Origin of the sequence: Pseudoalteromonas sp. M58, from assembly GCF_042604605.1 — a bacterium.
Lineage (GTDB): Bacteria > Pseudomonadota > Gammaproteobacteria > Enterobacterales > Alteromonadaceae > Pseudoalteromonas > Pseudoalteromonas tetraodonis.
Map to the genome: position 1 here is coordinate 673,517 of NZ_CP152390.1, position 24,589 is coordinate 698,105.

Genomic DNA, 24,589 nt, shown 5'->3' on the forward strand with positions numbered 1-24,589 from the left:
TTAAGGGTAACTAATGCAACATTATATCGTGATGTTAGGTAGGATAATTAATATTGATGGCTTATAATATGTGCTTAATACTCATTTAAAATGAGTGAATTAACTAGTTCACTCATCGTTTTTTATTATTATATTGAAATTCCATGTTTAACAGGGGCGAATGTTGCTAATTTTCCGTTATTTGACCACTGAGGTTTTAAAATCGCAGGTCGCCGTATTTTTAACTTTAATGACCATATTTTTGTCGCAAAAGTTTGTTGTTATTCTTGGTGATGCCTCAGAGGGGAGTATCCCAGCAAAACTCGTATTTGCAATGATTGCACTTAAGTTGCCACAGTTAGCATCATTAATTTTACCCCTGAGTTTATTTTTAGGAATTATTTTAGCTTATAGCCGTATTTACGCTGATAGTGAAATGACAGTACTTAAAGCTTGTGGCGTGAGTGAGTGGTATGTGGTGCGCATTACGCTTATTTCTAGTGTCATCTTAGCGTTACTCGCCGCGGTACTTACCTTGTATGTTGCACCTTGGGCTAGCGAGCAAGAATATCAATTAAAAGAGCAAGCAAAGGCGGATGCTGGATTATCGGCGCTTAGAGCTGGGCGTTTTCAACAAACCGGTAACGAAAAAGCCGTAGTATTTATTCATAATATTGAAAATGGCGGCAAAGAACTTAATAAAGTATTTGTTGCGCAGTTGCCAGATAGTGAAAAAGGCGATTTAGCGCGTTTAGTATACGCTGAGCAAGGCGTTGTAATTGAAGCACAGAATGGTGAGCAGCAGTTAGTACTTACTGATGGTAAACGCTACGAAACTGATGGCGAAGCGCCTTCGCTTAACTTAACTGAGTTTGATGGTTACAGCGTACAAATTCGCGAACAAGAAATAGAGCATCAACGTCGTAAATTAGAAGCTGTGCCAACCCGTGAACTTATTTCAATTAATACTCCCGAAGCAATTGCACAGTGGCAGTGGCGTCTAGCGATCCCACTTTCCATTCCGTTATTAACTTTGCTGGCCGTGCCTTTGAGTGTAGTAAACCCTCGCCAAGGTAAATTTGCAAAATTGGTACCCGCTATCAGCTTGTATTTAGGTTATTTTATTTTACTTAATGCGGCCAAATTTGCAGTAGAGGATGGCAAAATTCCGCCATCAATTGGACTGTGGTGGATTCATTTAAGTGCATTATTTATTGGTAGCTTATTAATTATTAGAGGCCGTCCATTGGGTGCTTGGCTTAAAGCTGTCGTCACTAAGCGGGAGCAAAACCTATGATGAAAACACTTGATTGGTACTTAGGCCGTAGCATTTTGCAAACCACAGGGTTTGCGTTAATGGTGCTAGTGGGTATTAGTACATTAATAAAGTTTATTGAGCAGCTTAAATCTGTAGGGCGCGGGAGCTACGATATAATGACTGCCATGCTGTACACTATTTACAGTATTCCAGATGATTTAGTGGTGTTTTTTCCTATGGCTGCACTTATTGGTGGCTTAACTGGATTAGGAGCGCTTGCCTCAAATAGTGAGTTGGTAGTAATGCAAGCGGCGGGGATGTCGCGTTTACAAATTATTGGCTCAGTAATGAAAACAGCTATTTTTATGGCATTGTGCGTAATGGCTTTAGGCGAGTGGGGCGCTCCTGCTGCACAGCTGCACGCTAAGGAAATGCGTAATCAAGCGATTCATGGTGGGGATGTGTTTAATGCGCAAAAAGGAGTATGGGCTAAAGACGCTAATAACTTCATTAACATTGAAGATGTTGACCAAAATGGCATGCTGCGCGGCGTTAACATGTATCATTTTGATAAATCGTTATCACTAACACAAATCACCAAAGCAAAAGAAGCCGTAGGGCGAGATAGTGGTTGGCTATTGCGCGATGTAAATAAAGTGATGATCAGCGAAGAGTTAATTACCACTGAACAAGTTTCTGAAGAGTTTTACCCGTCGCAGCTTACCGCCGAAAAGCTAGGCGTGGTATCGGTAAAACCAGAATCACTGTCGTTTTCAGGGCTATGGTCATATTTAGCTTACTTACAACAAAATGAGCAAGACACCAGCACCTATGATTTAGCGCTCTGGCGTAAATTAATGCAGCCCGTCTCTATTGCCGTAATGTTGTTGGTTGCCTTGTCGTTTATATTTGGTCCACTACGCACTGTAACTATGGGCGCCCGCATAATTATGGGGGTGGTAACCGGTATTGTGTTCCACCTAACCAACGAGATATTTGGCCCTGTGGTAATGGTATATCAAATTCCAGCGATTATAGGCGCTGTTCTACCGAGCATTTTATTTACTGGGTTTGCAGCTTATTTAATGAATAAGCGGGTGTAGCTAGACTTAAAGCTTAAATAAAAAACGCGGCCTTTGTAAAAAGCGCCGCGTTTTTTTATGCTTTAACTTGAGGTTATACCAATTCGCTTAATTAAGTATTATTGCGGATTGATATTAATCTAGTTCGCGATAAACGCGTTTATTTTCTTCTTTGGTGAGCGTAACTACTTCGGTTTTTGATAAGTAATCTTGCAGTGCTTTTTTATTTTTAAAGTCGACTAATACCACTAAATTCCCTAAACCAAGTAATGCGCTGATACTGCGGATAATGGCTTGTGGCCAGCTAATTAAGTTTCCCTCATGGGTTTGTACTTTTAATCGCCACGCACGCATACCAATTGTTTGCCCGCTTTTAGTCCAAAAATAACCAAAAAACACCAAACCAACCAGAACTAACAGTGAGCTGCGAATCCCTGAAAGTAACAGTGAGTCCTGAATACGTGCTGAGACATCTTCAGCGCCATTAAGAGCAATAACATCAAGGGAAATAAGCCCTTGAATAGCAAATAAATACAATACCACCGTTAGCATCGCAAAAGCGATAATAGCTAATGTGTCGTACACCAATGACGCAAAACGGCGCCAAAACCCTGCCCGTGGAAACTCAGCCAACATAAATATACTCTCACTGTTAATGTGCGCGATAGTTTAGCAAATAAGCCGTCAAATACTACCTATTACGCTACGTGCTTAACTCGATATTGGCTCAAATGTTAATGGGTGCCTAAATGTTAAGCGGTTGATCATGCTTAATACATAAAACGCTTGCCGCTTTGCTTATTGTTTGTATAATGCTAGGCAATGAGATGGAAGAGGGTACATAATCTTTCACTCTAAAGTGGTTTTTCTTTATCTTCTCGTGTTTAGAAGGTTAAAGAAAAATGATGCCAGCGTGATGAAATTGGTATACATGGGGGATTCAAAATCCCCTGCCGCAAGGCGTGCCGGTTCAAGTCCGGCCGCTGGTACCACTTTTTATAGCCCCTGCTAGATTTAGCAGGGGTTTTTTTATGCCTTAAATTTGAGTTGCCGGACTTGAGCGGCACGTGAGGTGCCGCTGTTATAAGTAAAAGTCCGGCCGCTGGTACCACTTTTTATAGCCCCTGCTAGATTTAGCAGGGGTTTTTTTATGCCTTAAATTTGAGTTGCCGGACTTGAGCGGCACGTGAGGTGCCGTTGTTATAGGTAAAAGTCCGGCCACTGATACCACTTTTATAGCCCCTGATAGATTTAGCAGGGTTTTTTTATGCCTTAAATTTGAGTTGCCGGACTTGAGCGGCACGTGAGGTGCCGCTGTTATAAGTAAAAGTCCGGCCGCTGGTACCACTTTTTATAGCCCTTGCTAGATTTAGCAGGGGTTTTTTTATGCCTAAGATTTGAGTTGTCGGACTTGATCGGCACGTGAGGTGCCGCTGTTATAAGTAAAAGTCCGGCCGCTGGTACCACTTTTTATAGCCCCTGCTAGATTTAGCAGGGGTTTTTTTATGCCTAAGATTTGAGTTGCCGGATTTTAATTACAAAAAATGTGTCCAACATTGCTACTTTTATAAGCAGTAGGTTTTGATCTAAACTTGGCCTGTAAACGTTTTGGTTTACCTAACCTTAAGCTCTGCTTGAGATAGGTTTCTTATCCAGAACACAGGTTATATAGTAAATACAGGCCTGACTTTAATCGTATTTTTCATTGATACGGGTGTGCTAAGTTATGCAATGTGTTTTGACTCGGGTATTATATACCTCAACCTCTTGTTGCGAATAAAACATCATGACTCAACTAACCGCAAAACAGAATATTCAAGCCATTGTAAAAGCGATTAAGGCTGAAGAAGCATTACTGCGTAAAAAACACCCGCTATTAATGCATCAAAATACCTTAGGAATGGCTATTTTATTACTTTCTTTGAGTGCATTAATCGGAATTGGCACGCTGTATTACTTTGCTATCATCCCCGCGTGGCTATGCATTATTTTAGCGGCCATTGCTACCTCAATTTCCCATGAGCTTGAGCATGACTTAATCCACAAACAGTACTTTAGCAACCAACCATTTTTGCATAATTTTATGATGTTAACCGTGTGGCTGATGCGTCCTAATACCATAAGCCCATGGTACCGTCGCAAGATGCATTTACATCATCACAAAACGTCGGGTACTGAGCAAGATTTAGAAGAGCGTTTGGTGGGTAATGGTATTAAAAACCCGTTTTTACGTGCATTGGTGATTGTTGATGGATTACTCGGTTTATTAATTAATGCAAAGCGCTTTAGTAAAGAAATTAAAGGTTTTAGCTTTTTTAAAGTGTTTAATGCAGGTTTTCCAATTACCACTGCTTATTTTGCTATTTTATACAGTGTGATAGCGTTTCATTTAATTAATTTATTTACCCCAATTGCGGCTAACTCACCGGCATTTTTGCTCGATGTAATGAATGTGTTCGAGTTTTTAATGGTGGTGCTGATAGTGCCTAACATTGTACGTTCGAGCTCACTTAATTTTGTTACCTCCAGTATGCATTATTATGGCGGTGTTAATAATATGCTTGAGCAAACTCACGTAATTACTAGCCGTTTGTTTATGCCGTTTAATTTGTTTTGTTTTAACTTTGGGCATACTCATACTATTCATCATTTTGTGCCGAATCAGCCGTTTTATTTACGTCAAATGATTAGCAAAAAAATTCTTGAAGTGATGCGCCAGCACGGTGTGCGTTTTAATGATTTTGCTAGTATAAAAAAAGCTAATTTGTATCAATCATAAAGCTCGTTTTTTACTCAATCTTCGAGGTTGCTGCTTTATTAACCTTGCCTAGCCTAAGGCTAGGCAATACCCCTAGTAAAGTCAGATAAAGCTTATAAAACTTCCCTTTAATACCAACTTAATCTATTACTCAGACCTTTTTAAATTTAGTCCTTAATTGATCCCACTTAGCGCTTTGTTATTTAATTGAATACTAAGTTTAATTTTTTGATCTTAATTGATTGTTTTTAAAGTTATGGCTTGCCTTATACTCAATTTTTCACCCTTATGTTTTTATGTTATGAATAAAAAAGCACGTTAATCGAATTGAAATATTTCTGTAATATTTAGGTGTTCTAATGCGCTCTGAAACAAAAACGTCATCAAAATGCCATAATCGGTAAGACAAAACTGAGATTTAAACATGAGTGAATCAAAGCGCAATACGCTATTAATAAAAACGCTTAACTGGGCTGCTATCGCCTTTTTAGTTTATTTAGTCCTTGTAGCCGTTGGCACTGTCAGTGGTGGTTTTAAATTAGCGTCGGGCGGTACTGAGGGAGCGAAAGAGATTTTTGCATTCGCAACCAACCCGTTTATCGCATTATTATTAGGTGCTTTAGCAACCGCTTTAGTGCAATCATCATCAACGGTTACCTCAGTTATAGTGGGACTAGTTGCTGGCGGTTTACCGTTAAGTATTGCTATTCCAATGGTGATGGGTGCAAATATTGGTACCACTATTACTAACACCTTAGTGTCTATTGGCCATATTCGCTCTAAAGAAGAGTTCCAACGTGCATTTGCGGCATCAACTGTTCATGATTTCTTTAATTTATTTGCCGTTATTATATTTTTACCGCTAGAAATAATGTTTGGTTTGCTGCAAAAAATGTCTGCTGCTTTATCGCACTTATTTATTGGTGATGCCGACTTATCATTAAAGAGCTACAACTTTATTAAACCACTCGTAAAACCAGCTGTGGGCGTAATAAAAGATGCATTTAGTTTTTTAGATACAAAAATGCTAGGTGCAGCGATGGTTATTGCAGGTATTTGTTTGATTTTATTTGCCGTAACTACATTAGGTAAATTACTTAAAAAAGCGCTGGTTGGCACTGCAAAAGATATACTGCATGGAGCCATTGGGCGCGGGCCTATCGCGGGTATCACATCAGGTGCGGCAGTAACAATTATGGTTCAGTCATCATCAACGACAACCAGTTTGATGATCCCACTTGCTGGAAGTGGTGTGTTTACTACGCGTCAAATTTACCCATTCACACTGGGAGCTAACATTGGTACAACCATTACTGCTTTATTAGCGGCCACATCAATTACAGGGCCTATGGCTGAGGTTGCGCTAACAATTGCATTGGTACACGTTATGTTTAATGTATTTGCAGTTGCACTTATTTACGGCGTTCCTGTGCTGCGTGAAATACCGCTAAAACTTGCTGAAAAGCTAGCCGAAATTGGTACAAATAATAAATCAGCAGCATTAGGCTATATACTAGGATCGTTCTTTGTGGTGCCTGGTTTAATTGTACTGGCCGTTCGATAAGTAGAAATAAACGTATAAAAGGAATGCGCTATATAATTTATATAGCGCATTTTTTGTTTTACCACTGGTAACTTACAGACAACATGGCATTACGTGGTTTACCTGGGAAGTAACGATCCCCAGTAAAGCTGGTGTAATCGGCGCGCTCAGCGTAGGCTGTGTTAGTTAAGTTTATAATTCGGGCACTCAGTAATAGCTGTGGACTAATTTGCCACTGGCCGCGCAAGCTTAAAATATCGTGGCCTTGATATTCATGTAAGTTTTCAGGGTCGGAAAAGTAGCGGCTCACATAGTGCCATTGCAGCGCAAGGCTAATACTCTCGTTGGCTTGCCAGTTAAAATCGATATTAGCAACCTTTCGAGGTGCGGTATCAATATCGTTACCTTTAATATTAATGCTGCCAATAACTTGCTCATTCGAGTACGTATGCTTGGCATAGGTGCCTGCAAAATTAACAGATAAGTGCTGATTAAAGCTATGCGCTAATTCAAGCTCAATACCGCGATGCCGAGTTTGGCCGTCATTAACAGTAAAAAAGTCACTGTCGCGGTAGATGGTATTGTGCTTGCTCATCGCATACATCGATAAGCCATAGCGAGTATTGTTGTACACCCCTTTAATACCCATCTCAGCATTATTAGCTATTTCTGCGTCTAAGTCGGCAGTACTTTGCTCGCGTTGTAATTGATAGAGCTCAGCCGCTTGGGGGGCTCGATAGCCTCTTGAAAAATTAGCGTATAATGTATTGTTAGTATTAAGCTGATAGCTCACCCCGAGTTTTGGCGAAAGATTACTAAAGCTGTTTTTAGTGCTTTCGGGGCGACTATAACGACAGCCACCAAAACCACATTCGTTGCCATCCTCTTTTGTACGCCCTGCAAGCATATTATTTTGATAGTCATATTGCATGTGCTCATAACGCAGTCCTGCGGTTATAAGCCAATTATTTAGTTGCCAATCAATAGCGGCAAATGGAGCATATAAGGTGGCGTCAACTTGGTAATCGTAATGTTTACCTTGCGGCACTGTGGCTACTAAAAACGCAGAGCCTTTGGTGGGGTTATCTTGGGTTTGTAAAAAATCGGCTTGGGTAAACTCACCATCAAAGCCAAGCTTTAAGTTTGTATTGTCGTTCACATAATGTTGATAAAGCGATTGTAGGCCAAACCCCGTTTGACTGTTTTTCTCGAGCGGAGTACCGGGTAAAAAGTGTTTGAAAAAGTCCATGCTTTGGTCACGAATATAAGGAGTAACAACAAGCGTGTTCTCACCTAATTGCCAGCTTGCTTTACTCCAAGCCCTAAGCGATCGGGCTTTTCTAAAGGCGTCAGGATCAAAATTTTGCTGTGCAATATCTTCATCTTTATAGCTTTGAAAGCCACTAATATATCCTGCGGTTTGTTGGTCTAAGTCGGTATAGGTCAACCCCGATATTAAACTTAAGTTGTTGTTAGCGTATCGATGTCGCACATTTATTTTTTGTTGTTTAACGCTTTCATCATCTCGGTAACCGCCATCATCGGTAAAGCTGGCATTAATACCGAACCCTGAATTATCCATAGCATGGCCTGCACGCAATTTATAGCGAGCATAACCGTAAGAGCCATAATCAACACCCATTAAACCACCACCTTGGGTCGTGTCTGGTGTAATGACGTTAATTACGCCATGCACTGCATTTGAGCCATACAGTGCAGAGCCAGGGCCTTTTAATACTTCAATACGCTGTGCCATCTCACTATGTGCTTCAAATAGCTCATTAATATTACAAAACCCAGCTGCACGAAGTGCAATACCATCTTCAGCAGTTAAAATCCCTCCACAAGCCCCCGTACCCGAAAGCACCTGCGAGCGCAGGGCGGGTAAATACTCTTGACCATTACCACGTTGTACATTGGCACCTGCAACGCGTTGCAGTGATTCTTCTACATGGGTAGGGGCAATAAGCTCAAGCTGTGATTCGCTTAATACACTGATCACCAAAGGTAATGGGGTGGAAAGCGCTTCACTACGTGATGCTGTGGTGGTGATACGTTCAATTGATTGCGCGGTATCTTCAGCACACGCACTATTAATTAAACTTAACTGACTGCATAACAATAAAGGGGGTAAATAGTAATATTTCATAAATTCCAGCACATCGGCAAGTTGATAAGTTTAGGGTAGGGGATTTTGTGAATTGGTTAAAGCACACTCAACCTATAAACCCGATAAGTAATCGATAAAACAATACAAAAAATGCCGGGCACAACTAAAGTCAGCACTGAGTAATATTTAAATAGCAATACGCCTACCACTCCGCCGGTTAAAAAACCGGCAATAATTAATACAAAAACAATGCACTTTCTAGTATCGAATGTTTGTCCTTTTAGAGCTTTTCCAAACATTAACCCTAAGTCGGTAAATATACCGGTTAAATGAGTGGTACGCACTACAGCGCCGCTGTAGTTAGTGGCCAAAGCATTTTGTAAGCCGCAGGCAGCAGAGGCAAGTGTAAGTGCGTAAGGGTAAGAATATTGAAGTAGCTGTGCGCTTAACAGCAGTAAAATACCCTCAATAAATAGGAGCGTATCGTAATGGCGGCCTAGCTTAAGTGAACCGCCTGAGAGCATTAACCCTGTTAATGCCGAGCCAAATATAAAACTCAGTACAATCGCAATTAAAAATAATGCCGCCTTGATGTTGGTAGTAAGTTCAATAGCTAATGAAGTCACCGACCCTGAAACATGAGAAATTGCTTGCTGTTCAAACCCTAATAAACCTACTGCGTTTACCATACCGGCAATAAAAGCGAGGGTAAACGCACCATATTCGACCCACTTAGGTAGTTTTGTAAACATCCTTTTAGCTCCGGTTTCAGTGTGTAGATTAATCATACACTTAATTAAAGTTAATAAATGAAAAGAGATTATATTTTTAACATCACAAGCAAGTGATGATCGCTAAATTTAACTTTTGCGTATTAACCCAATTTGGAATAAATATGTTTAACCAAGAACAGCAATCACGGATTATAGAAATGGCATGGGAAGATAGAACACCGTTTGAAGCCATTGAAAATCTTTATGGGCTAAATTACTCTCAGTTAGTTAATTTCATGCGTGACCACATATCTAGCGGCTCATTTAAAGTGTGGCGTAAGCGCCATGCCGGGCGTAAAACTAAACACCTAAAGTTGCGTGACCCCGCGATTATGCGCAGTCATTGTAAAACACAGTACAAACAGCGCTAACTTTAGGGTTTCATGTGTTGTTCAGGCTTAAGCGTTAATAATCTTCAGTAATAACCACACTGGAGAACAGCCATGAAAACACTAATAAGTATTTTATTAATGGTTTTTACGCTAACGGCAACAAACGCATTTGCAGTGCCACACAAAGACAAACATGAAAATAAGCATGCGAATAAACACCACTGGAAAAAGCATAAATATAACCAATACCATGACAAAAAACGAATCTCTAAAAAACAAGCAAGGCATTTAATTCGCCAAGGGTGGACTCCACCAGGATGGCACACCCGTTATCATCAAGGCGATATCCTCGAGCATGATATTTATAAGCGTGCTAGAGTAATAGACCGAGAAAGAGACACAGTGCGAATAGAAGTTGATCGCACTATTATTCATCTAGTGCACGACACTCGTGAAATTCTCTCTATTTTACAGCGCCATTAGGTACCATATAAGGACTTATAAATGCTCATAGTGTTGGCGGTAATTACTGGCTTTTTGTTGTTAATAACCTTATTGCCGCTGTCATACAGTCAGCATTATTTAGTCCGTAGCTGCGATTTTGTGCGCTTGCAGGTGTGTTACCTAGCAAGCGCTGTAATTATCGTTGCACTAATAGGTATGTGGCAAATCGACTTTATTGCATACTCATTAATAGCGGCTGTTGCTTTAATTATTTGTGCGCTTCAAGCTAAGTGGATTTATCCTTATACATGGCTTGCTAAAAAAGAGGTGCAAAGCGCACCGGAAAATATCAACCACAGCATTCGTATTATGTCGGCTAATGTACTTATGTCGAACCACAATAGTGAGCAGCTCATTAGCCTTGTTAATACCTATGAACCCGACCTACTCATCACTCTAGAAAGCGATAGCTGGTGGCAAGATAAGTTATCTGTGCTTAAAAAAAACTACCCTTATCAAGTACAGTGCCCAAAAGATAACCGCTACGGCATGCATGTCTTTAGTAAATTTAACATACTCGATGCACAAATTTGTGAACTCATAGAAGATAATATTCCCTCTATTCATATTTTGTTTGAAAATCATCAAGGGCTAAAAATGCAAGGCCACTTTATTCATCCTGCCCCACCAAGCCCAACCGAAGAAGATTCATCGCGTCCGCGCGATAGCGAACTAATAATGGTGGCTAAAGCGCTTAAAAATCCAAGCCGCCCGACGATAGTCGCCGGCGATTTAAATGATGTAGCTTGGTCACGCAGCACCCGTTTATTTATGCAAATCAGTGGCTTTTTAGACCCACGTAAAGGACGGGGCTTTTATAACACTTTTCATGCTGGTTACTTTTTTATGCGCTGGCCGCTCGATCACTTATTCCACTCTACAGGTTTTACTGTAAAGCGTATCAAACGTCTTGCTAAATATGGCTCCGATCACTTTGCTCTGCTTACCGAACTTGTTTATGAAGATGCTAATCAGCAATCACTCGAAACAAAGCCCAGCGAGCTTAAACAGCAAGACATACAAGAGCTTGCTATGAGCAAAGCCGATAAACGTAAAGTGCCTAGGTTTGAAAAAGGCTAGATGAAGTACAGGTATTAGGTTAAAGGCTTTAGGCGAAAGGCAAAATTAATACATTAGGGGCGTGCTTTTAAATTTGCGGGATTTTATATAGCGAGCTATTTAGTTGAGTGTTAATTAGCAAAGAGATTCATTATGTTTAATAAAATTATCTACTTTTGGTTTACAGAGCTTGAGCCTAAGCAGTGGTGGCAAAAAGATGAGGCGTTTGATTTGATGATTCAGGCTCGTTTTGGCCAATTACACCAGCAAGCGAGTGCGAGTGAGTTATTTCAATGGCGTGAGAGTGCATTAGGCAGCCTAGCTGAAATTATCGTGCTTGATCAGTTCTCGCGCAATATTTATCGTGACAAGCCAGCATCATTCGCCTGTGATTCAATGGCTTTAGCGTTAGCACAATCGGCCATTACAAAAGGGTTTGATAAGAAGTTGACGGATGAGCAGCGAGTATTTTTGTATATGCCTTTTATGCACAGCGAATCGAAGTTAATTCATAAGGAAGCGGTTAAGTTATATAAGGGATTAGGTATTCAAAATAACTTAGACTTTGAGTATCAACATAAAGCGATTATCGATAAATTTAATCGTTACCCGCATCGTAATAAAATACTGGGGCGGGAGTCTACAGAAGAAGAACGCGAGTTTTTAAAACAGCCCAATTCAGGTTTTTAGATTCATCAGACAAAAAAACACCGCGCTTATTACAAGCGCGGTGTTTAGTTTTATTAACCAGATACCTGATATTAGCTATTAATCATGATGCTTTTAACATTCACAAACTCGCGAATACCAAAGCCGCCATGTTCTCTGCCATAGCCACTGTCTTTAACACCGCCAAATGGTAAGTTCGGTTGTGCCAGTCCGTAACCGTTTATGTTGATCATACCGGTATCAAAATGCTTTTTAGCCAGCTCAATGGCTTTTTTCTCATCTTTTGAAAAGATACCGCCGCCTAGTCCATAACGGGAGTCGTTGGCAATACGCATAGCGTCATCATTATCTTTGGCTTTAATCAAAGATGCCACAGGGCCAAATAATTCGTCATCGTATGCAGGCATCCCTGGTGATAAATTTTCTAGTACTGTAGGCGGGTAGTAATAGCCTGTTTGCTGCGGAATTTCGCCGCCTACAATTACTTTTGCGCCTGCATTTACCGAGTCTTGCACTTGCTGATGAATTTTGTCGCGTAAATCTTCGCGTGCCATAGGACCCAGTTCCGTATCTTTATCCATAGGGTCGCCCATTTTAATTGCTTTAAATTGCTGGCTCAGCGCTTCTTTAAAGTCATTGTATAATGAGTCAACTACCACAAAGCGCTTGGCAGCCACACAGGTTTGCCCATTGTTAATAATGCGGCCCTGCAAACAGGTTTTAACTGCTAGTGCGAGGTCGGAATCATCAAGTACAACATAAGCATCGTTACTGCCAAGCTCCAATACCGTTTTTTTAACGTGCTTACCGGCTTGCTCAGCTACTTTTTTACCTGTGCCATCACTTCCTGTGAAGGTAACGCCACTAATGTGTTCATGAGAAATAAGTGCGCTGGCTGTTTTTCCGTCAATTAGTAAGTTACTAAAGCAATGCTCAGGGAACCCAGCTTGTTTAAATAAGGTATCTATTTTTTCAGCCATACCAAATACATTGCCCGCGTGTTTTAATACCGTGGTATTACCCGCCATAATATTTGCGGCACTGTATCTAATAACTTGATAAAGTGGGAAGTTCCATGGCTGAATACCTAGCAACACGCCAGTAGGGCGATAACTTATAATTGCACGACCGCCTTGCATATCGCGTTCTTCGTCGCTCAGCATATCGGCGCCATGTTCTGCGGTATAACGGCAAATGTCAGCACAAAGCTGCACTTCTTGAAAGCCTTGTTCGTACACTTTACCCATTTCTTCGGTCATCAGTTTAGCAAGCGCTTCTTTTTGCTCTTCAAATAAAGAGGCTAGCTTATTCAAGTATTTAGCGCGCTCAGTAAACGAGGTTAATCGCCATGTTAAGTATGTTTCATGAGACTTTTCGATCACTTGTTCTGCTTGAGCTTGAGAAAGCAGCGTATAGCTATTGATGACTTGCTCGGTTGCTGGATTGATCGTATCTACTGTGTTACTCATTTTACCTCCTAACAAATTATGTAATAGGGTAGGTGCAAAACCAAAGCCAGTTGGGCGATAGTTTATAAAAATTCATAACTTTTTGTTAATAATGGTTTTTATATTACTTTATACAAAAATCTAGATTTTGTTTGTTCGTTGTTTTTGCTATGGTTCTGTAAATACTGCAAGTTGTTGAAAAAGTTACAGGGAGTAGTTAGATGATACAGTCATTGTTTAATATCGATTTACCTCTTATTCAAGCGCCTATGGCGGGCGTACAAAACGTTGAATTGGCTGCAAGCGTTTGTGAAGCTGGCGGGCTAGGGTCGTTGCCTTGCGCTATGTTATCGCCAGCACAGTTAGTTGAACAGCTCGACTTACTTACTCAAAAAACAGATAAACCATTTAATCTAAACTTTTTTTGTCACACGGTTACTGATTACACCAGCCAACAAAAGCAGCAATGGCATAATATGCTGACCCCTTATTTTGCAGAGTATGAAATTGACCCGCAAAGTTTAACCGCAGGGGCATCCCGTCAGCCTATAAACCAAGCCGTTGTTGATATTATTGCACCCTATAAACCGGCGGTTGTGAGTTTTCATTTTGGTTTACCTAAGCACGCTATTGTGGCGCAAATAAAAAGCTGGGGCACTAAAGTAATTTCAACGGCGACCACTTTAGATGAAGCTATTTGGCTCAGTGAAAATGGCGCTGATGCTGTTATTGCTCAGGGTTTAGAAGCTGGAGGGCATCGAGGGCATTTTTTATCAATGGATTTAAGCTTGCAACAAACCACTGAGCAGTTAGTTAAGCGTTGTGTTGAGCATTTATCATTACCGATTATTGCTGCAGGAGGTATTGCAACGCCAGATGATGTAAAGCATATGAAAGCGCTGGGAGCCAGTGGAGTTCAAGTTGGTAGCGCTTATTTATTATGTAAAGAGGCAAAAACATCTGCTTTACATCAGCAAGCTATTTTAGAGCAGGCTCAAGATAGCACCGCACTAACTACTTTGTTTTCAGGTCGAGCCGCGCGGGGTATTCAAAACCGCGTCATGCTCGAGTTAGGTACTATGCCTGAGGGCGTGCCTTCGTTTCCTCACGCTAGCAGTGCAATAACAGCTTTAAGAAACCGAGCTGAAAAAAGTGCTAAAAGTGATTTTTCGCCTTTGTGGTGTGGCCAGAAATATGTGCCTCGGGTGGGGATATCAGCTGCGGATATTACGCATATTTTAATGGGAAAATGGTAATGTTTAATGTCTGATAACCCACTTTTATCGCTTGGCGATAGTTACGAAGTGCTTATAAATACGCTTAAAACACAATTGGCAGGTATTTACCCTCAACAGCTTGTCGCGCGCAATACCGTGTTATTGCCCCAAGGCGATGTACAGCGTTATGGCTATTTAATTGTGGAGGGGGTTTTAGGTGCTATTCATGATGATATTGATGGCGGGCAAAAATGCAAAGAGTTTTATTTTAAAAATGAGTTTGCATTGCTGTTTGCCAATTGGATGACCTCAAGCCCCGCTTTTTACCAATTAAAAGTAATTAATGAGGCAAGTGTAATTAAAGTACCGCTAACACTATTTGAGCAAGCACAGTACCAACTCATTAAGCAGCAACTCATTGCGCAGCAACTAATATTTAAAGAAGCCAAAGAAGCATTTTTATTACTCAACAGCCCCGAGCAGCGATACTGTTACTTGCTTAAACATAAACCGCATTGGTTGGCGCAGTTAAGCTTAAGCCAAGTGGCTATGTATATAGGTATTTCGGCCATTTCGTTATCACGAATTCGTAAGCGACTTAACTTAAGTTAAGTGCTGTTTATATAAAGCACTATACACTCCTCATTTTTATGCCTTAAGTGCCTTGGAGTGTTATGTTTTTAATTGCCCAATCATTGGTTGCCGTCGCTACTTTACTCGACTTAGCTTCATTTCAGTTTAAGTCCCGACGCATTATCTTATGTTGTTTATTTACCTCTGTGTTATTAACCTCAGTCCACTTTTTTATTTTGGGTTATAACAGTGCCGGCTGCTTAATGCTTATTGCCGCGTTACGTTATTTTTACTGCATATACTTTAAGCATACTTGGGCCATGTTTGGATTTATGGCAGTGAGTTGTTTAGCCGTTTATTTAACATGGCAAGATTGGTTTAGTGGCTTTGCGCTGGTGGCGACATTAATACAAACCATTGCTTCATTTCAAAATAGAGACTTGCACTTGAGGTTATGTATGGTGGTGGGAACCTCTTTTTGGATAACGCATAATATTTTTGCTGGCTCCCCTGTGGCAATAATTATGGAAAGCCTATTTTTAAGTAGTAACTTATTTGGTTTATATCGATTTTATATTAGTAAAAAAGTCTTGCTGAACCTCAAGTAGGAACGTAAAATGCAGCAATGTAAACTTATTAAAAGAACTGTTTGGCAATTTCTTTTAATAAAAAGGTTTCTCGAATAATCGACAATCCTTGTTTATCGCTATTAGCTAATGTGCGTTCGTTGTGAGCTATCGCCTCAAAAATATTTACCCATTTAGCTTGCATACCATTTTGTTGCTCATAGTGCTCAAGCTGTGCTTGGCCGAGTTGTTCGTTAATTTCGCATACATAACAGTATGACTTTATATGAATAATATCAAAGTCATCTTTGTACCAAGGACGATATTCTTCATAGAGGCCAAACTCACTGCAGATTTTTATATCTTGCGCGCCAGTTTCTTCATTAAGCTCTCTGATAAGCCCTTGTTCAATGCTTTCGTGTAAGTCTACGCCACCACCGGGTAAACTAAAATCGTCATAGCGCTGAGTGTACATTAATAAAATGTACTGCTGTTTAAATACAATTGCGCGAGCAGTAGGGCGAGTAAACTGACGACCTTGAGTAATATTAATAGTGGGGTGAATAGTGGTTTTTAATAGGCGCATAACGACTCCAGCAATAAAGGTAAATTATATCAGTTGGTTGCATTAATTACTTCATTGTTAAAAAGTAATTAACTGAAAAGATTGTTAATTTAAGCGTTTATACATATATCTGTAGTTATAATGGCGAACTATTAAAAAATAAAATGTCATTGTTTTAGTCCTGCTCTGAATACCTTTCATTTGTTGAAAGGGGTGAGTAGAATAATAAAAAAGCATAGGGATTAATCATGTTAAATATACTTTTAGTTGATGACGACATCGAATTTAGTGATGTTATTTGTCATATTGTTGAGTTTCTTGGGCATAATATTCAAACTGCAACCAGTTTAGAAGAAGCGCATCAGTGGTTTGAGAATAATTCCTTTGATCATGTATTACTGGATTTCATGTTACCCGATGGTAGCGGCTTGCATTTATTAGATCATTTAAAAATGATTGGTCAATCTCCTAAAGTCACTCTTATTTCAGGGCACCCATCGGTTAAGGGGATTTTAGCCGATATGTGTGAGCCCAATGTAACGCATTTATTAAAGCCGCTGCAGCGAGAAGATTTAGAACTGGTTTTAAATGGTCCTAAAAAAACTGTTAAAAAAGCTAAGAAAAACGCTATCACCCATCATTTTGATACCTTAATTGGTGAATCTGAGGCAATGCAAAAGCTCTATACTATGATAGAGCGCGTAGCTAAAACCAATGCTAACGTTATGCTTATGGGTGAAAGCGGAGCAGGTAAAGAGGTGGTAGCGCAAGCTATTCATAATGCCAGTCAATGCGAAGGACCTTTAGTTGCTAGCAACTGTGGCGCCCTTTCAAAAGAGCTTATTGGCAGTGAATTATTTGGTCACGAAAAAGGCGCATTTACCGGTGCCATTGCCCGTAAAGAGGGCGTGTTTGAACAAGCCGATGGCGGAACGTTATTTCTTGATGAAGTCACTGAAATGCCGATTGATATGCAGCCTAATTTACTGCGTGTACTTGAAACTAAAAAAGTAACACGGGTTGGCGGTAATCGTGAGTTACCAGTAAATTGCCGTGTTATTTCAGCGACTAATCGCTCCCTTACCGATTTAGCGCAGAATAATATTTTACGTGAAGATATTTACTTTAGGCTCGCTGTTTTTCCAATTGATATACCGCCACTACGAGAGCGAAAAGAAGATATTCCATTACTCTCAAAAGCATTTTTAGAGCAATTGAACGATGAAAATGGTACAGCGTTTGCTTGGGCTAACGAGCAACTTAAAGAGCTGCAAACGTACGACTGGCCAGGTAATGTACGTGAACTTCGTCATGCAATTCATCGCGCTTTTATTATGAGCGATCCACAAACAAGCGTTGTGGCACTGCCTGATAACCTAGAGTCACCTTTTTCACGAGTAAATAATCAAGCTCAGGAAAATCAGGTTTCTGCAGGACAAACCATTGAAGAAGTTGAAAAAGAGCTTATTCATGCAACACTCGATAAAGTACAAGGTAATAAAACATTGGCTGCACAAATGTTAGGTATAAGTACTAAAACGCTTTATAACCGCCTTAACGCATATGGTGGCATTGGCGAATATAAATAAAATAACATGAGGATAGTATGGCATTAACTAAACAAATAAAGCCTTTAAACGAATTAGTACATGATGCGCGGGCACCGTTAAATCGTATTTCAATGAATGCTGAGCTTATCAAGCTAGTACTTGAAAACGATATGCCCGTCGAAAAAGCACTCGAGGCACTCGATAAAATAATTGTTAATTGCCAAGCATGTAGTGACAGTTTACAGCTTATTTCAGACTCAAAATAATAAAAACCAGGACGATAAATGATTAAACGCAAACAGCAAGGCAAAGCAAATGTAGTATGGGCGTTATTTATCTCCATAATACTATGCATTATTGTAGGTAATGCATTTTTAGCGGTTAATACCATACAAGGCTTAACGCGTACTCAGCAAAGTTTAGATAACACTAATATGTTAAGCACGGCGATAGAGCAATTGCACCTTTCGGTAGTGCAAGCTGAGTCGGGGCAGCGTGGGTATTTATTAACTCAAACGGATGATTATTTAGTGCCTTACTACGATGCTATCGCACAAATAAAGTCTCAAACGAACCATGTGAGCGCCTTACATTCTGAAATTGACGGGCAGGCTGAGCGTATTGCACAGCTGTTACTCTTGGTTGAAGCTAAAATAGCTGAGCTTAAAAAAACGGTTAAATTAGCATTAAATGATAAAGAAAAACGCGCTTTAGTAATACTGAACTCACATGAAGGGCGAGACCTATATAGAGAGATCCGTCAGCGAGTTAATGATATACAAGAACGTGAATTGCTGTTTAAAGTCAGTCACTTTTCGAAATTAGCACAAATTAAGAAAGAAGCTAAAATCACTTTTGGTATTACTGCAGTGACCAGCGCATTATTGATTTTGGGTATGTTTTTATTGGCTAGACTTAATTTAAAAAATGCGGCCGAGTATCGTGCTGAGCTTGAAATGCAAAACGAAACCTTAGCCAGTAAAGTGACCGAACGTACCCAAGAACTTACGTTATATTCTGATGAGTTAAGTCGCAGTAACCGAGAGTTAGAAGAGTTTGCTTTTGTTGCCAGTCATGACTTGCAAGAGCCGCTAAGAAAAATCCAAGCATTTAGTGATCGGCTTGAAAGCATGTTTAAAGACGAGTTGGGCGAAAAAGGCGCAGATTACATTGCCCGCATGAAAAATGCCGCACAAAGGATGTCTAATTTAATTAATGATTTATTAGAGTTCTCTCGAGTAACAACTCGAGGTAAAGATTTTACCGACACCAATCTAAATAGCATACTTAATGATATTTTAAGCGATTTAGAAATAGCCATTAATGAGTCTAATGCGCAAGTGATAACGGTTGATATGCCAATCATTCAGGCTGATCCGAGTCAAATGCATCAGCTGTTTTTAAACTTAATTTCAAATGCAGTGAAGTTTAGAGCGCCTAACGTAAACCCTGTTATTGATATTAGCTTTGAACGAATTAGCGAGTTTAGTGAAGACCATAATAGTAAAGTAAGTTGGCATGTCATTACCGTAAAAGATAATGGTATCGGCTTCTCTGATGAGTACGCGGATAAAATATTTGTGCCATTTCAGCGTTTACATGGGCGTTCTCAATATAAAGGAACCGGCATTGGATTATCTGTGTGTCGCAGAATTGTAGAGCGACATGGCGGAACTATTACAGCAATAAGCACCCCTAACGAAGGCGCAACCTTCATTATTAAACTACCTGTGGATGCAGAGTTATTCACATTACAAGGAGAGGCATAATATGCCATTAACAAACGTAAAACCCATTACCATTTTAATGGCAGACGATGATGAAGATGATCGTTTATTAACCCAAGATGCGCTTGCTGAAAGCCGCGTTTTAAATGAATTACATTTTGTTGAAGACGGTGTTGAACTTTTAGAGTACCTAGAGCGCAAAGGCAAGTTTGTAGATAAAAGCATCTCGCCAAGACCAGGCTTAATTTTACTTGATTTAAACATGCCGAGAATGGATGGTCGTGAAGCGCTTGAAGCTATTAAGGCAAATCCAAACCTAAAGGGCATCCCAGTGGTTATTTTAACTACTTCTAAGCAAGAAGAAGACATGGTTAAAGGTTATAACCTAGGCGCTGCGTCTTACATAACTAAGCCGGTTACGTTTGACGGGTTAGTTGAGTTGATGAAAACGCTGGGTAAATACTGGGTTGAGTTTGTAGAGCTACCAAGCACGTTTAACGATTAAGCATATTATTAAAACAGGAGACGCTATGTTAGCAAAGGCAACGAAACTGCTATTAGTTGAAGACGATGAAGATGATTATATTTTAACTCGTGACTATTTAGAGCAGCTCAGTTCCCATGTGTTTGACATAGACTGGATAAGCTCTCCTGAGCAGGCAATACATGTACTAAGTAAAAATGAGCATGATATTTGCCTGCTTGACTATCGCTTAGGTGCCTCAGATGGCTTAAGTGTTTTAAAGCAAGCGATTAAGAATGGCTTTTGTGGGCCTATTATCATGTTAACGGGGCAATCTAACGATGCGCTAGATTCGGCTGCGCTTGATGCTGGTGCGGTTGATTACTTAGTTAAAAGTGAAATGAGTGGTAGCCGGTTTGCCCGTTCTATTCGTTATGCTCTAGCACGCCGCGATGTAGAAGATGAGCGGGTGGAGCGTTTAAAAGCGGAGGCTGAAAACCGTTCAAAAGACCGCTTTTTAGCGCATTTAAGCCACGAACTGCGAACTCCCTTGTCGTCTATTTTAGGCTATACCGAACTACTTATGCTCAGTGATTTTAGCAAGCAAGCTGAAAATGAGTTGGGCGTTATTTATCGTAATGGCAAACACTTATTGAGCTTACTGAATGATGTTTTAGATTTATCTAAAATTGCAGTCGATAAGCTTGAGCTAAGCTTGGGGGATGTTAATCTTGATAGCCTAATGGCCGACGTGTTTACGTTAATGCGTGTATCAGCCCTTGATAAAGGCTTATCATTAAAATTTGAATCACTGGAGCCTTTGCCATTAGTTATTCGTGTAGATGCTACTCGGGTACGACAAATTCTCATTAACCTGATAAATAATGCGATAAAATTTACCGAGCAAGGCGAAATTATCGTTAACGCATGGACAGAGACGGTGGCTGAACGTGAAATGCTCTTTTTTAGCATTAAAGATTCAGGCTTGGGTATTGCTCCAGAAAAACAAGCACTCATCTTTAAGCCTTTTGAGCAAATTGCCGATGTAGAGTCGCGCTCAGTAGGTGGTGCGGGCTTGGGATTAGCTATTTGTTCTGAGCTACTTAGTCGTATGCAGGGTACTATTTCATTAGATTCTTATGTAGGTGAGGGCTCAACGTTTACCATTTCCTTATACCCTGGTGATATCAGACAGGTAGAGCGCAATTTATTAAAACTTGATTTAACCCCCAACATGCAGCAAAAAGTAGCACCATGCGAAGTAAGTGGCAAAGTGTTGGTGGTGGATGACTTACGCGATTTACGCGTGTTAGTTGGCCATTTAATTGGCTCAGCGGGTGCAGATGTAGATTATGCTGATAATGGCAAACAAGCGCTTGATAAGGTTAAAAAGCAACTCGTAGAGGGGCGCGCCGCTTACGATATTATATTTTTAGATATTCATATGCCGGTGATGGGCGGAAAAGAAGCAGCCATTGAACTTAGAAAGTTAGGATTTAAAGGGGCGATTATTGCTTTAACCGCGGCCACCATGAAAGGTATTCATAACGAACTAACCGCGCTAGGGTTTGACGATATGATTGCCAAACCTGTGGATTCAAACTTACTGTACCAATGCTTAGAGTCAGTGCTGGGGAAAAAAACACAACGTGTTTCATCGATACAGCCAACGCCAAAACATAATACTAATATAAAGCGTTTTTTATTAGTGGAAGACGATGCTGATGCTGGACAAATTACTCAGTTATTATTAGAAAGTTTGGATGTAGACACGGATATAGCAACAAGTGTCAAAGACTGTAAGGCGACGCTTGAGCATAACAGTAATTACGACAAAGTATTACTCGATATGCATTTACCCGATGGTTCAGGTTTAGAGCTTGCTGGCTTTATTAAAGAACACTATCCTGATATTCAACGAGTTATTATTAGTGGAATGGAGCCTGATGCCGTACACATTAGGCAGCTAGAAATAGAGCAAGTTTTGCTTAAACCAATAAACTTGGCGTTATTAAGTAAACTTGTTTAACGCCACTATTTGCCAATTTATATAATAATTAGCTAGGTAATATTAACGACTGATTGGCGTATGACTAATTCGGGCTGAAATAAAGTTTGAATAGGCTGTACGCTTTTTTGATATACATGGCTCAGTACCCACTGTGCAGCTACTTTTCCCATTTCATCTATTGGGTAATTAATAGTGCTTAAAGGGGGGTATACATGGCGGGTAAAGAACACGTTATCGTAGCCTATTATTGAAAGTTGTGCGGGTAGTTCAATGCCATGCTCTCTGGCACTGACCATTGCACCCGTTGCCATTTCGTCATTGGCGCACACTAAGGCGGTAATGGCGGGATTTTTTTTATAAAGAGCAGTAAATCCTTCGTAGCCGCTGTCCTCTATAAAGTCACCTTCATACAAACTGTTTTCATCAAACTCAATGTCGTGTTCAGCAAGTGCTTGTTTATGTCCGTTTAAACGCTCTTGAGCGTCTTTTTTCCATAAAGGACCGCTAATGTAAGCAATGTTTTTGTGACCAGACTCAAGAATGTATTTAGTCGCTAAATAGCCCCCTTTAATATTATCAAGAATAATACAGCGATCGGCGAGCTCAGGAATATGGCGATTGAGTAAAACAAATGGTGTTTTACCTTTGCTCAGCTTTATTAAATATTCATCGCTAACCGCTTCAACATGCAAAATAAGTGCATCACAATTACGGCTAATTAAAAACTCTATGCCTTGTTGTTCTCGCTCTGCGTCACTGTGCCCTGCGGTAATAATAACGTGTTTACCTTGTTTTCTGAGGGTGTTTTCTATGCCGCTCATCATAGGGCCATAAAAAGGACCTTTTAACTCAGAAACCAATAAGCCAGCACTATTAGAGCAATTAGAGGCCAGTGATTGCGCAATAGAATTTGGGCGGTAGCCTAATTCTTCCATCGCTAAAGTCACTTTTTTTCTGGTTGCATCACTTACGTTTGCATTGTTGTTCATTACTCTTGAAACAGTGGCAAGTGATACCCCTGCAAGCTTTGACACCTCATAAATGGTGGCCATACTATTCCTTGTTACAAATTACTTTTTTGTGTTAAATCGGCGGTGATTTTTTTTATGGTTTTGTTATCTAAGTTGTATTTAGTCATTATTAAAGCCACAAGTATACTGCCAATAGCAGGATAGAGTGTAAATGAGGTTAAAATACCGCTTTTAGTTGCTTCGCTTAATTCTACATTGGCTTGATACTGATAATACGCAAGTAACCAACCCGCTATAGCGCCGCCTAATGCGAGCCCCAATTTGATAAAAAATACCACGCTTGCATAAACCAAACCTGTGAGTCGTTGACCATTTTGCCAAACTCCGTAGTCAATAGCATCTGCCATTTTTGCCCACAATAAAGGTGTCGCCATTTGAGTGAAAAAGCACCATAAAAAATACATTAAAAAGGCGAGTAAAACTTGCTCATTAGGGACAAAAAAAGCAAAACAGCTCAATATGGCAGAAATATATTGCAGATAAATATAAGCCGTTTTTTTATCTAAGCGTTTACTTAAAGGTTGCGCACACGCACAGCCTATAATATTACCGACCATACCTAAAGTCACAAATTCGGTGATTAAATCTTCTTTTCCAAGAACATACTTTACATAGTAAATAGCTAATGTCGTGCGCAGCACCATACTGGTCAATAATATCAGCGCTGCCATACACAATATTTTAAACGGCTGATTTTGCCATAAAACGTGAAGTTGTGTTTTTAAAGATAATTTATGTGGTGGATTGATCACCCGCTCTTTGGTGTAACGAAAACAAATTAGAAATAACACTACACCAAGGCAACTCATAACCAGCATGGTGAGTTGATAGCCCAACTCGTTATTACCCTCCCCAAACCACTTTACTAAAGGTAAAGTGCAGCTCGTAACCAATAACCCCCCCAGCATGCCAAACACAAATCGATATGATTGAATAGAAACCCGTTCGTTAGGATTGCTACTGAGTACGCCGCCAAGTGCCGAATAAGGAATGTTAATTGCGGTATAAACCAACATTAGCAAGGTGTAGGTAACGAACGCGTAAATAATTTTGTTGCCGTCATCCATCGCGGGGGTAGTAAAGGTAATCACGCTTATAACAGCAAAGGGGATGGCAAGCCAAAGTAGGTACGGTCGGTAGCTACCGTATTTTGTATGAGTGGCATCGGTCAGGGCGCCCATTATTGGGTCTGTAACTGCATCAATGACTCTGACGACTAAAAAAAGGGTACCAACAACAGCAGGCGAAATACCAAAAATGTCGGTGTAAAAAAAGGTTAAAAATAGCATTACGGTTTGAAAAATAATATTACTGGCCGTGTCACCTAGGCCATAAGCTATTTTTTCTTTTTTACTCAGCATAAAAGCCACT

General features: G+C 40.1%; 23 protein-coding genes and 1 tRNA gene. 17 read left to right on the forward strand and 7 right to left on the reverse strand.

Annotated features, from left to right (window positions below):
- Positions 1-163: 163 nt before the first annotated feature.
- Together lptF and lptG are read left to right on the forward strand one after the other, a co-directional pair.
- Positions 164-1,276 carry an LPS export ABC transporter permease LptF gene (gene lptF, locus AAGD16_RS03135; RefSeq protein WP_028834362.1) on the forward strand — a complete coding sequence of 371 codons (1,113 nt, stop codon included), beginning with the start codon at positions 164-166 and terminating at the stop codon, positions 1,274-1,276.
- Positions 1,273-2,340 (forward strand): LPS export ABC transporter permease LptG, encoded by a 1,068-nt coding sequence (gene lptG, locus AAGD16_RS03140; protein ID WP_013464168.1) that lies wholly within the window; start codon positions 1,273-1,275, stop codon positions 2,338-2,340. The genes lptF and lptG overlap by 4 nt, the downstream gene beginning before the upstream one ends.
- Before the next feature lie 114 nt (positions 2,341-2,454).
- On the opposite strand, the gene AAGD16_RS03145 is transcribed toward lptG, so the two are convergent.
- A complete protein-coding gene (locus AAGD16_RS03145) occupies positions 2,455-2,955 on the reverse strand; it encodes an RDD family protein (RefSeq protein ID WP_377113581.1) in 501 nt (166 codons plus the stop codon).
- Between the two features lie 271 nt (positions 2,956-3,226).
- Between AAGD16_RS03145 and AAGD16_RS03150 the strand changes: the two genes are divergently transcribed.
- The 3 genes from AAGD16_RS03150 (at position 3,227) to AAGD16_RS03160 (ending at position 6,641) form a co-directional block, all read left to right on the forward strand.
- A tRNA-Leu gene (locus tag AAGD16_RS03150) sits at positions 3,227-3,311 on the forward strand.
- Between the two features lie 794 nt (positions 3,312-4,105).
- Positions 4,106-5,098 carry a fatty acid desaturase gene (locus AAGD16_RS03155; RefSeq protein WP_377113584.1) on the forward strand — a complete coding sequence of 331 codons (993 nt, stop codon included), beginning with the start codon at positions 4,106-4,108 and terminating at the stop codon, positions 5,096-5,098.
- A gap of 403 nt (positions 5,099-5,501) precedes the next feature.
- On the forward strand, positions 5,502-6,641 hold the full coding sequence (locus tag AAGD16_RS03160; protein WP_013464173.1) for a Na/Pi symporter: 1,140 nt from the start codon (positions 5,502-5,504) through the stop codon (positions 6,639-6,641).
- A 58-nt stretch (positions 6,642-6,699) separates the two neighbouring features.
- On the opposite strand, the gene AAGD16_RS03165 is transcribed toward AAGD16_RS03160, so the two are convergent.
- Together AAGD16_RS03165 and AAGD16_RS03170 are read right to left on the reverse strand one after the other, a co-directional pair.
- Complete coding sequence (locus AAGD16_RS03165; RefSeq protein ID WP_377113587.1) at positions 6,700-8,769, reverse strand: TonB-dependent receptor; 2,070 nt, start codon at positions 8,767-8,769, stop codon at positions 6,700-6,702.
- A 56-nt stretch (positions 8,770-8,825) separates the two neighbouring features.
- Positions 8,826-9,482, reverse strand: coding sequence for a YoaK family protein (locus AAGD16_RS03170; RefSeq protein ID WP_377113590.1), 657 nt, complete (start codon positions 9,480-9,482; stop codon positions 8,826-8,828).
- Between the two features lie 143 nt (positions 9,483-9,625).
- Here AAGD16_RS03170 and AAGD16_RS03175 point away from each other — a divergent pair, with 143 nt between their 5' ends.
- From AAGD16_RS03175 to AAGD16_RS03190, 4 genes are all read left to right on the forward strand, one after another.
- Positions 9,626-9,874 carry a TIGR03643 family protein gene (locus AAGD16_RS03175; protein WP_013464176.1) on the forward strand — a complete coding sequence of 83 codons (249 nt, stop codon included), beginning with the start codon at positions 9,626-9,628 and terminating at the stop codon, positions 9,872-9,874.
- 72 nt (positions 9,875-9,946) lie between these two features.
- Positions 9,947-10,318 carry a hypothetical protein gene (locus AAGD16_RS03180; protein WP_024601530.1) on the forward strand — a complete coding sequence of 124 codons (372 nt, stop codon included), beginning with the start codon at positions 9,947-9,949 and terminating at the stop codon, positions 10,316-10,318.
- 21 nt (positions 10,319-10,339) lie between these two features.
- A complete protein-coding gene (locus AAGD16_RS03185; protein ID WP_024601531.1) occupies positions 10,340-11,419 on the forward strand; it encodes an endonuclease/exonuclease/phosphatase family protein in 1,080 nt (359 codons plus the stop codon).
- 132 nt (positions 11,420-11,551) lie between these two features.
- On the forward strand, positions 11,552-12,088 hold the full coding sequence (locus AAGD16_RS03190) for a DUF924 family protein (RefSeq protein WP_013464179.1): 537 nt from the start codon (positions 11,552-11,554) through the stop codon (positions 12,086-12,088).
- A gap of 71 nt (positions 12,089-12,159) precedes the next feature.
- Here AAGD16_RS03190 and AAGD16_RS03195 read toward each other — a convergent pair whose 3' ends face one another.
- Entirely contained in the window at positions 12,160-13,536 is a 1,377-nt protein-coding gene (locus AAGD16_RS03195; RefSeq protein WP_377113595.1) for an NAD-dependent succinate-semialdehyde dehydrogenase, read from the reverse strand.
- A gap of 200 nt (positions 13,537-13,736) precedes the next feature.
- Here AAGD16_RS03195 and AAGD16_RS03200 point away from each other — a divergent pair, with 200 nt between their 5' ends.
- The 3 genes from AAGD16_RS03200 to AAGD16_RS03210 all read left to right on the forward strand — a co-directional run bounded on the left by AAGD16_RS03200 (position 13,737) and on the right by AAGD16_RS03210 (position 15,913).
- Positions 13,737-14,771, forward strand: coding sequence for an NAD(P)H-dependent flavin oxidoreductase (locus AAGD16_RS03200; protein ID WP_377113598.1), 1,035 nt, complete (start codon positions 13,737-13,739; stop codon positions 14,769-14,771).
- Between the two features lie 6 nt (positions 14,772-14,777).
- The gene (locus tag AAGD16_RS03205) at positions 14,778-15,344 is read left to right on the forward strand and encodes a Crp/Fnr family transcriptional regulator (protein ID WP_377113601.1); all 567 of its coding nucleotides are present in this window, start codon (positions 14,778-14,780) and stop codon (positions 15,342-15,344) included.
- 62 nt (positions 15,345-15,406) lie between these two features.
- Positions 15,407-15,913 (forward strand): YgjV family protein, encoded by a 507-nt coding sequence (locus AAGD16_RS03210; RefSeq protein ID WP_024601536.1) that lies wholly within the window; start codon positions 15,407-15,409, stop codon positions 15,911-15,913.
- A 28-nt stretch (positions 15,914-15,941) separates the two neighbouring features.
- Here AAGD16_RS03210 and AAGD16_RS03215 read toward each other — a convergent pair whose 3' ends face one another.
- Positions 15,942-16,457: an NUDIX hydrolase gene (locus AAGD16_RS03215; RefSeq protein WP_377113604.1), complete on the reverse strand. Its 516-nt coding sequence runs from the start codon at positions 16,455-16,457 to the stop codon at positions 15,942-15,944.
- Between the two features lie 227 nt (positions 16,458-16,684).
- On the opposite strand from AAGD16_RS03215, the gene AAGD16_RS03220 reads away from it, so the two are divergent.
- Genes AAGD16_RS03220 through AAGD16_RS03240 form a run of 5 tightly spaced genes read left to right on the forward strand, consistent with a single transcriptional unit; the run spans position 16,685 to position 22,205 of the window.
- Positions 16,685-18,025, forward strand: coding sequence for a sigma-54-dependent transcriptional regulator (locus AAGD16_RS03220; protein WP_377113607.1), 1,341 nt, complete (start codon positions 16,685-16,687; stop codon positions 18,023-18,025).
- 17 nt (positions 18,026-18,042) lie between these two features.
- Entirely contained in the window at positions 18,043-18,252 is a 210-nt protein-coding gene (locus AAGD16_RS03225; RefSeq protein WP_028834349.1) for a hypothetical protein, read from the forward strand.
- An 18-nt stretch (positions 18,253-18,270) separates the two neighbouring features.
- Complete coding sequence (locus AAGD16_RS03230; protein WP_377113610.1) at positions 18,271-19,755, forward strand: ATP-binding protein; 1,485 nt, start codon at positions 18,271-18,273, stop codon at positions 19,753-19,755.
- 1 nt (position 19,756) lies between these two features.
- Positions 19,757-20,218, forward strand: coding sequence for a response regulator (locus AAGD16_RS03235; protein ID WP_010390893.1), 462 nt, complete (start codon positions 19,757-19,759; stop codon positions 20,216-20,218).
- 25 nt (positions 20,219-20,243) lie between these two features.
- Positions 20,244-22,205: a response regulator gene (locus AAGD16_RS03240; protein ID WP_013464187.1), complete on the forward strand. Its 1,962-nt coding sequence runs from the start codon at positions 20,244-20,246 to the stop codon at positions 22,203-22,205.
- 32 nt (positions 22,206-22,237) lie between these two features.
- Here AAGD16_RS03240 and AAGD16_RS03245 read toward each other — a convergent pair whose 3' ends face one another.
- Complete coding sequence (locus tag AAGD16_RS03245) at positions 22,238-23,239, reverse strand: LacI family DNA-binding transcriptional regulator (protein ID WP_028834345.1); 1,002 nt, start codon at positions 23,237-23,239, stop codon at positions 22,238-22,240.
- Between the two features lie 11 nt (positions 23,240-23,250).
- The gene (locus AAGD16_RS03250) at positions 23,251-24,579 is read right to left on the reverse strand and encodes a glycoside-pentoside-hexuronide (GPH):cation symporter (protein WP_024601541.1); all 1,329 of its coding nucleotides are present in this window, start codon (positions 24,577-24,579) and stop codon (positions 23,251-23,253) included.
- Positions 24,580-24,589 lie beyond the last annotated feature (10 nt).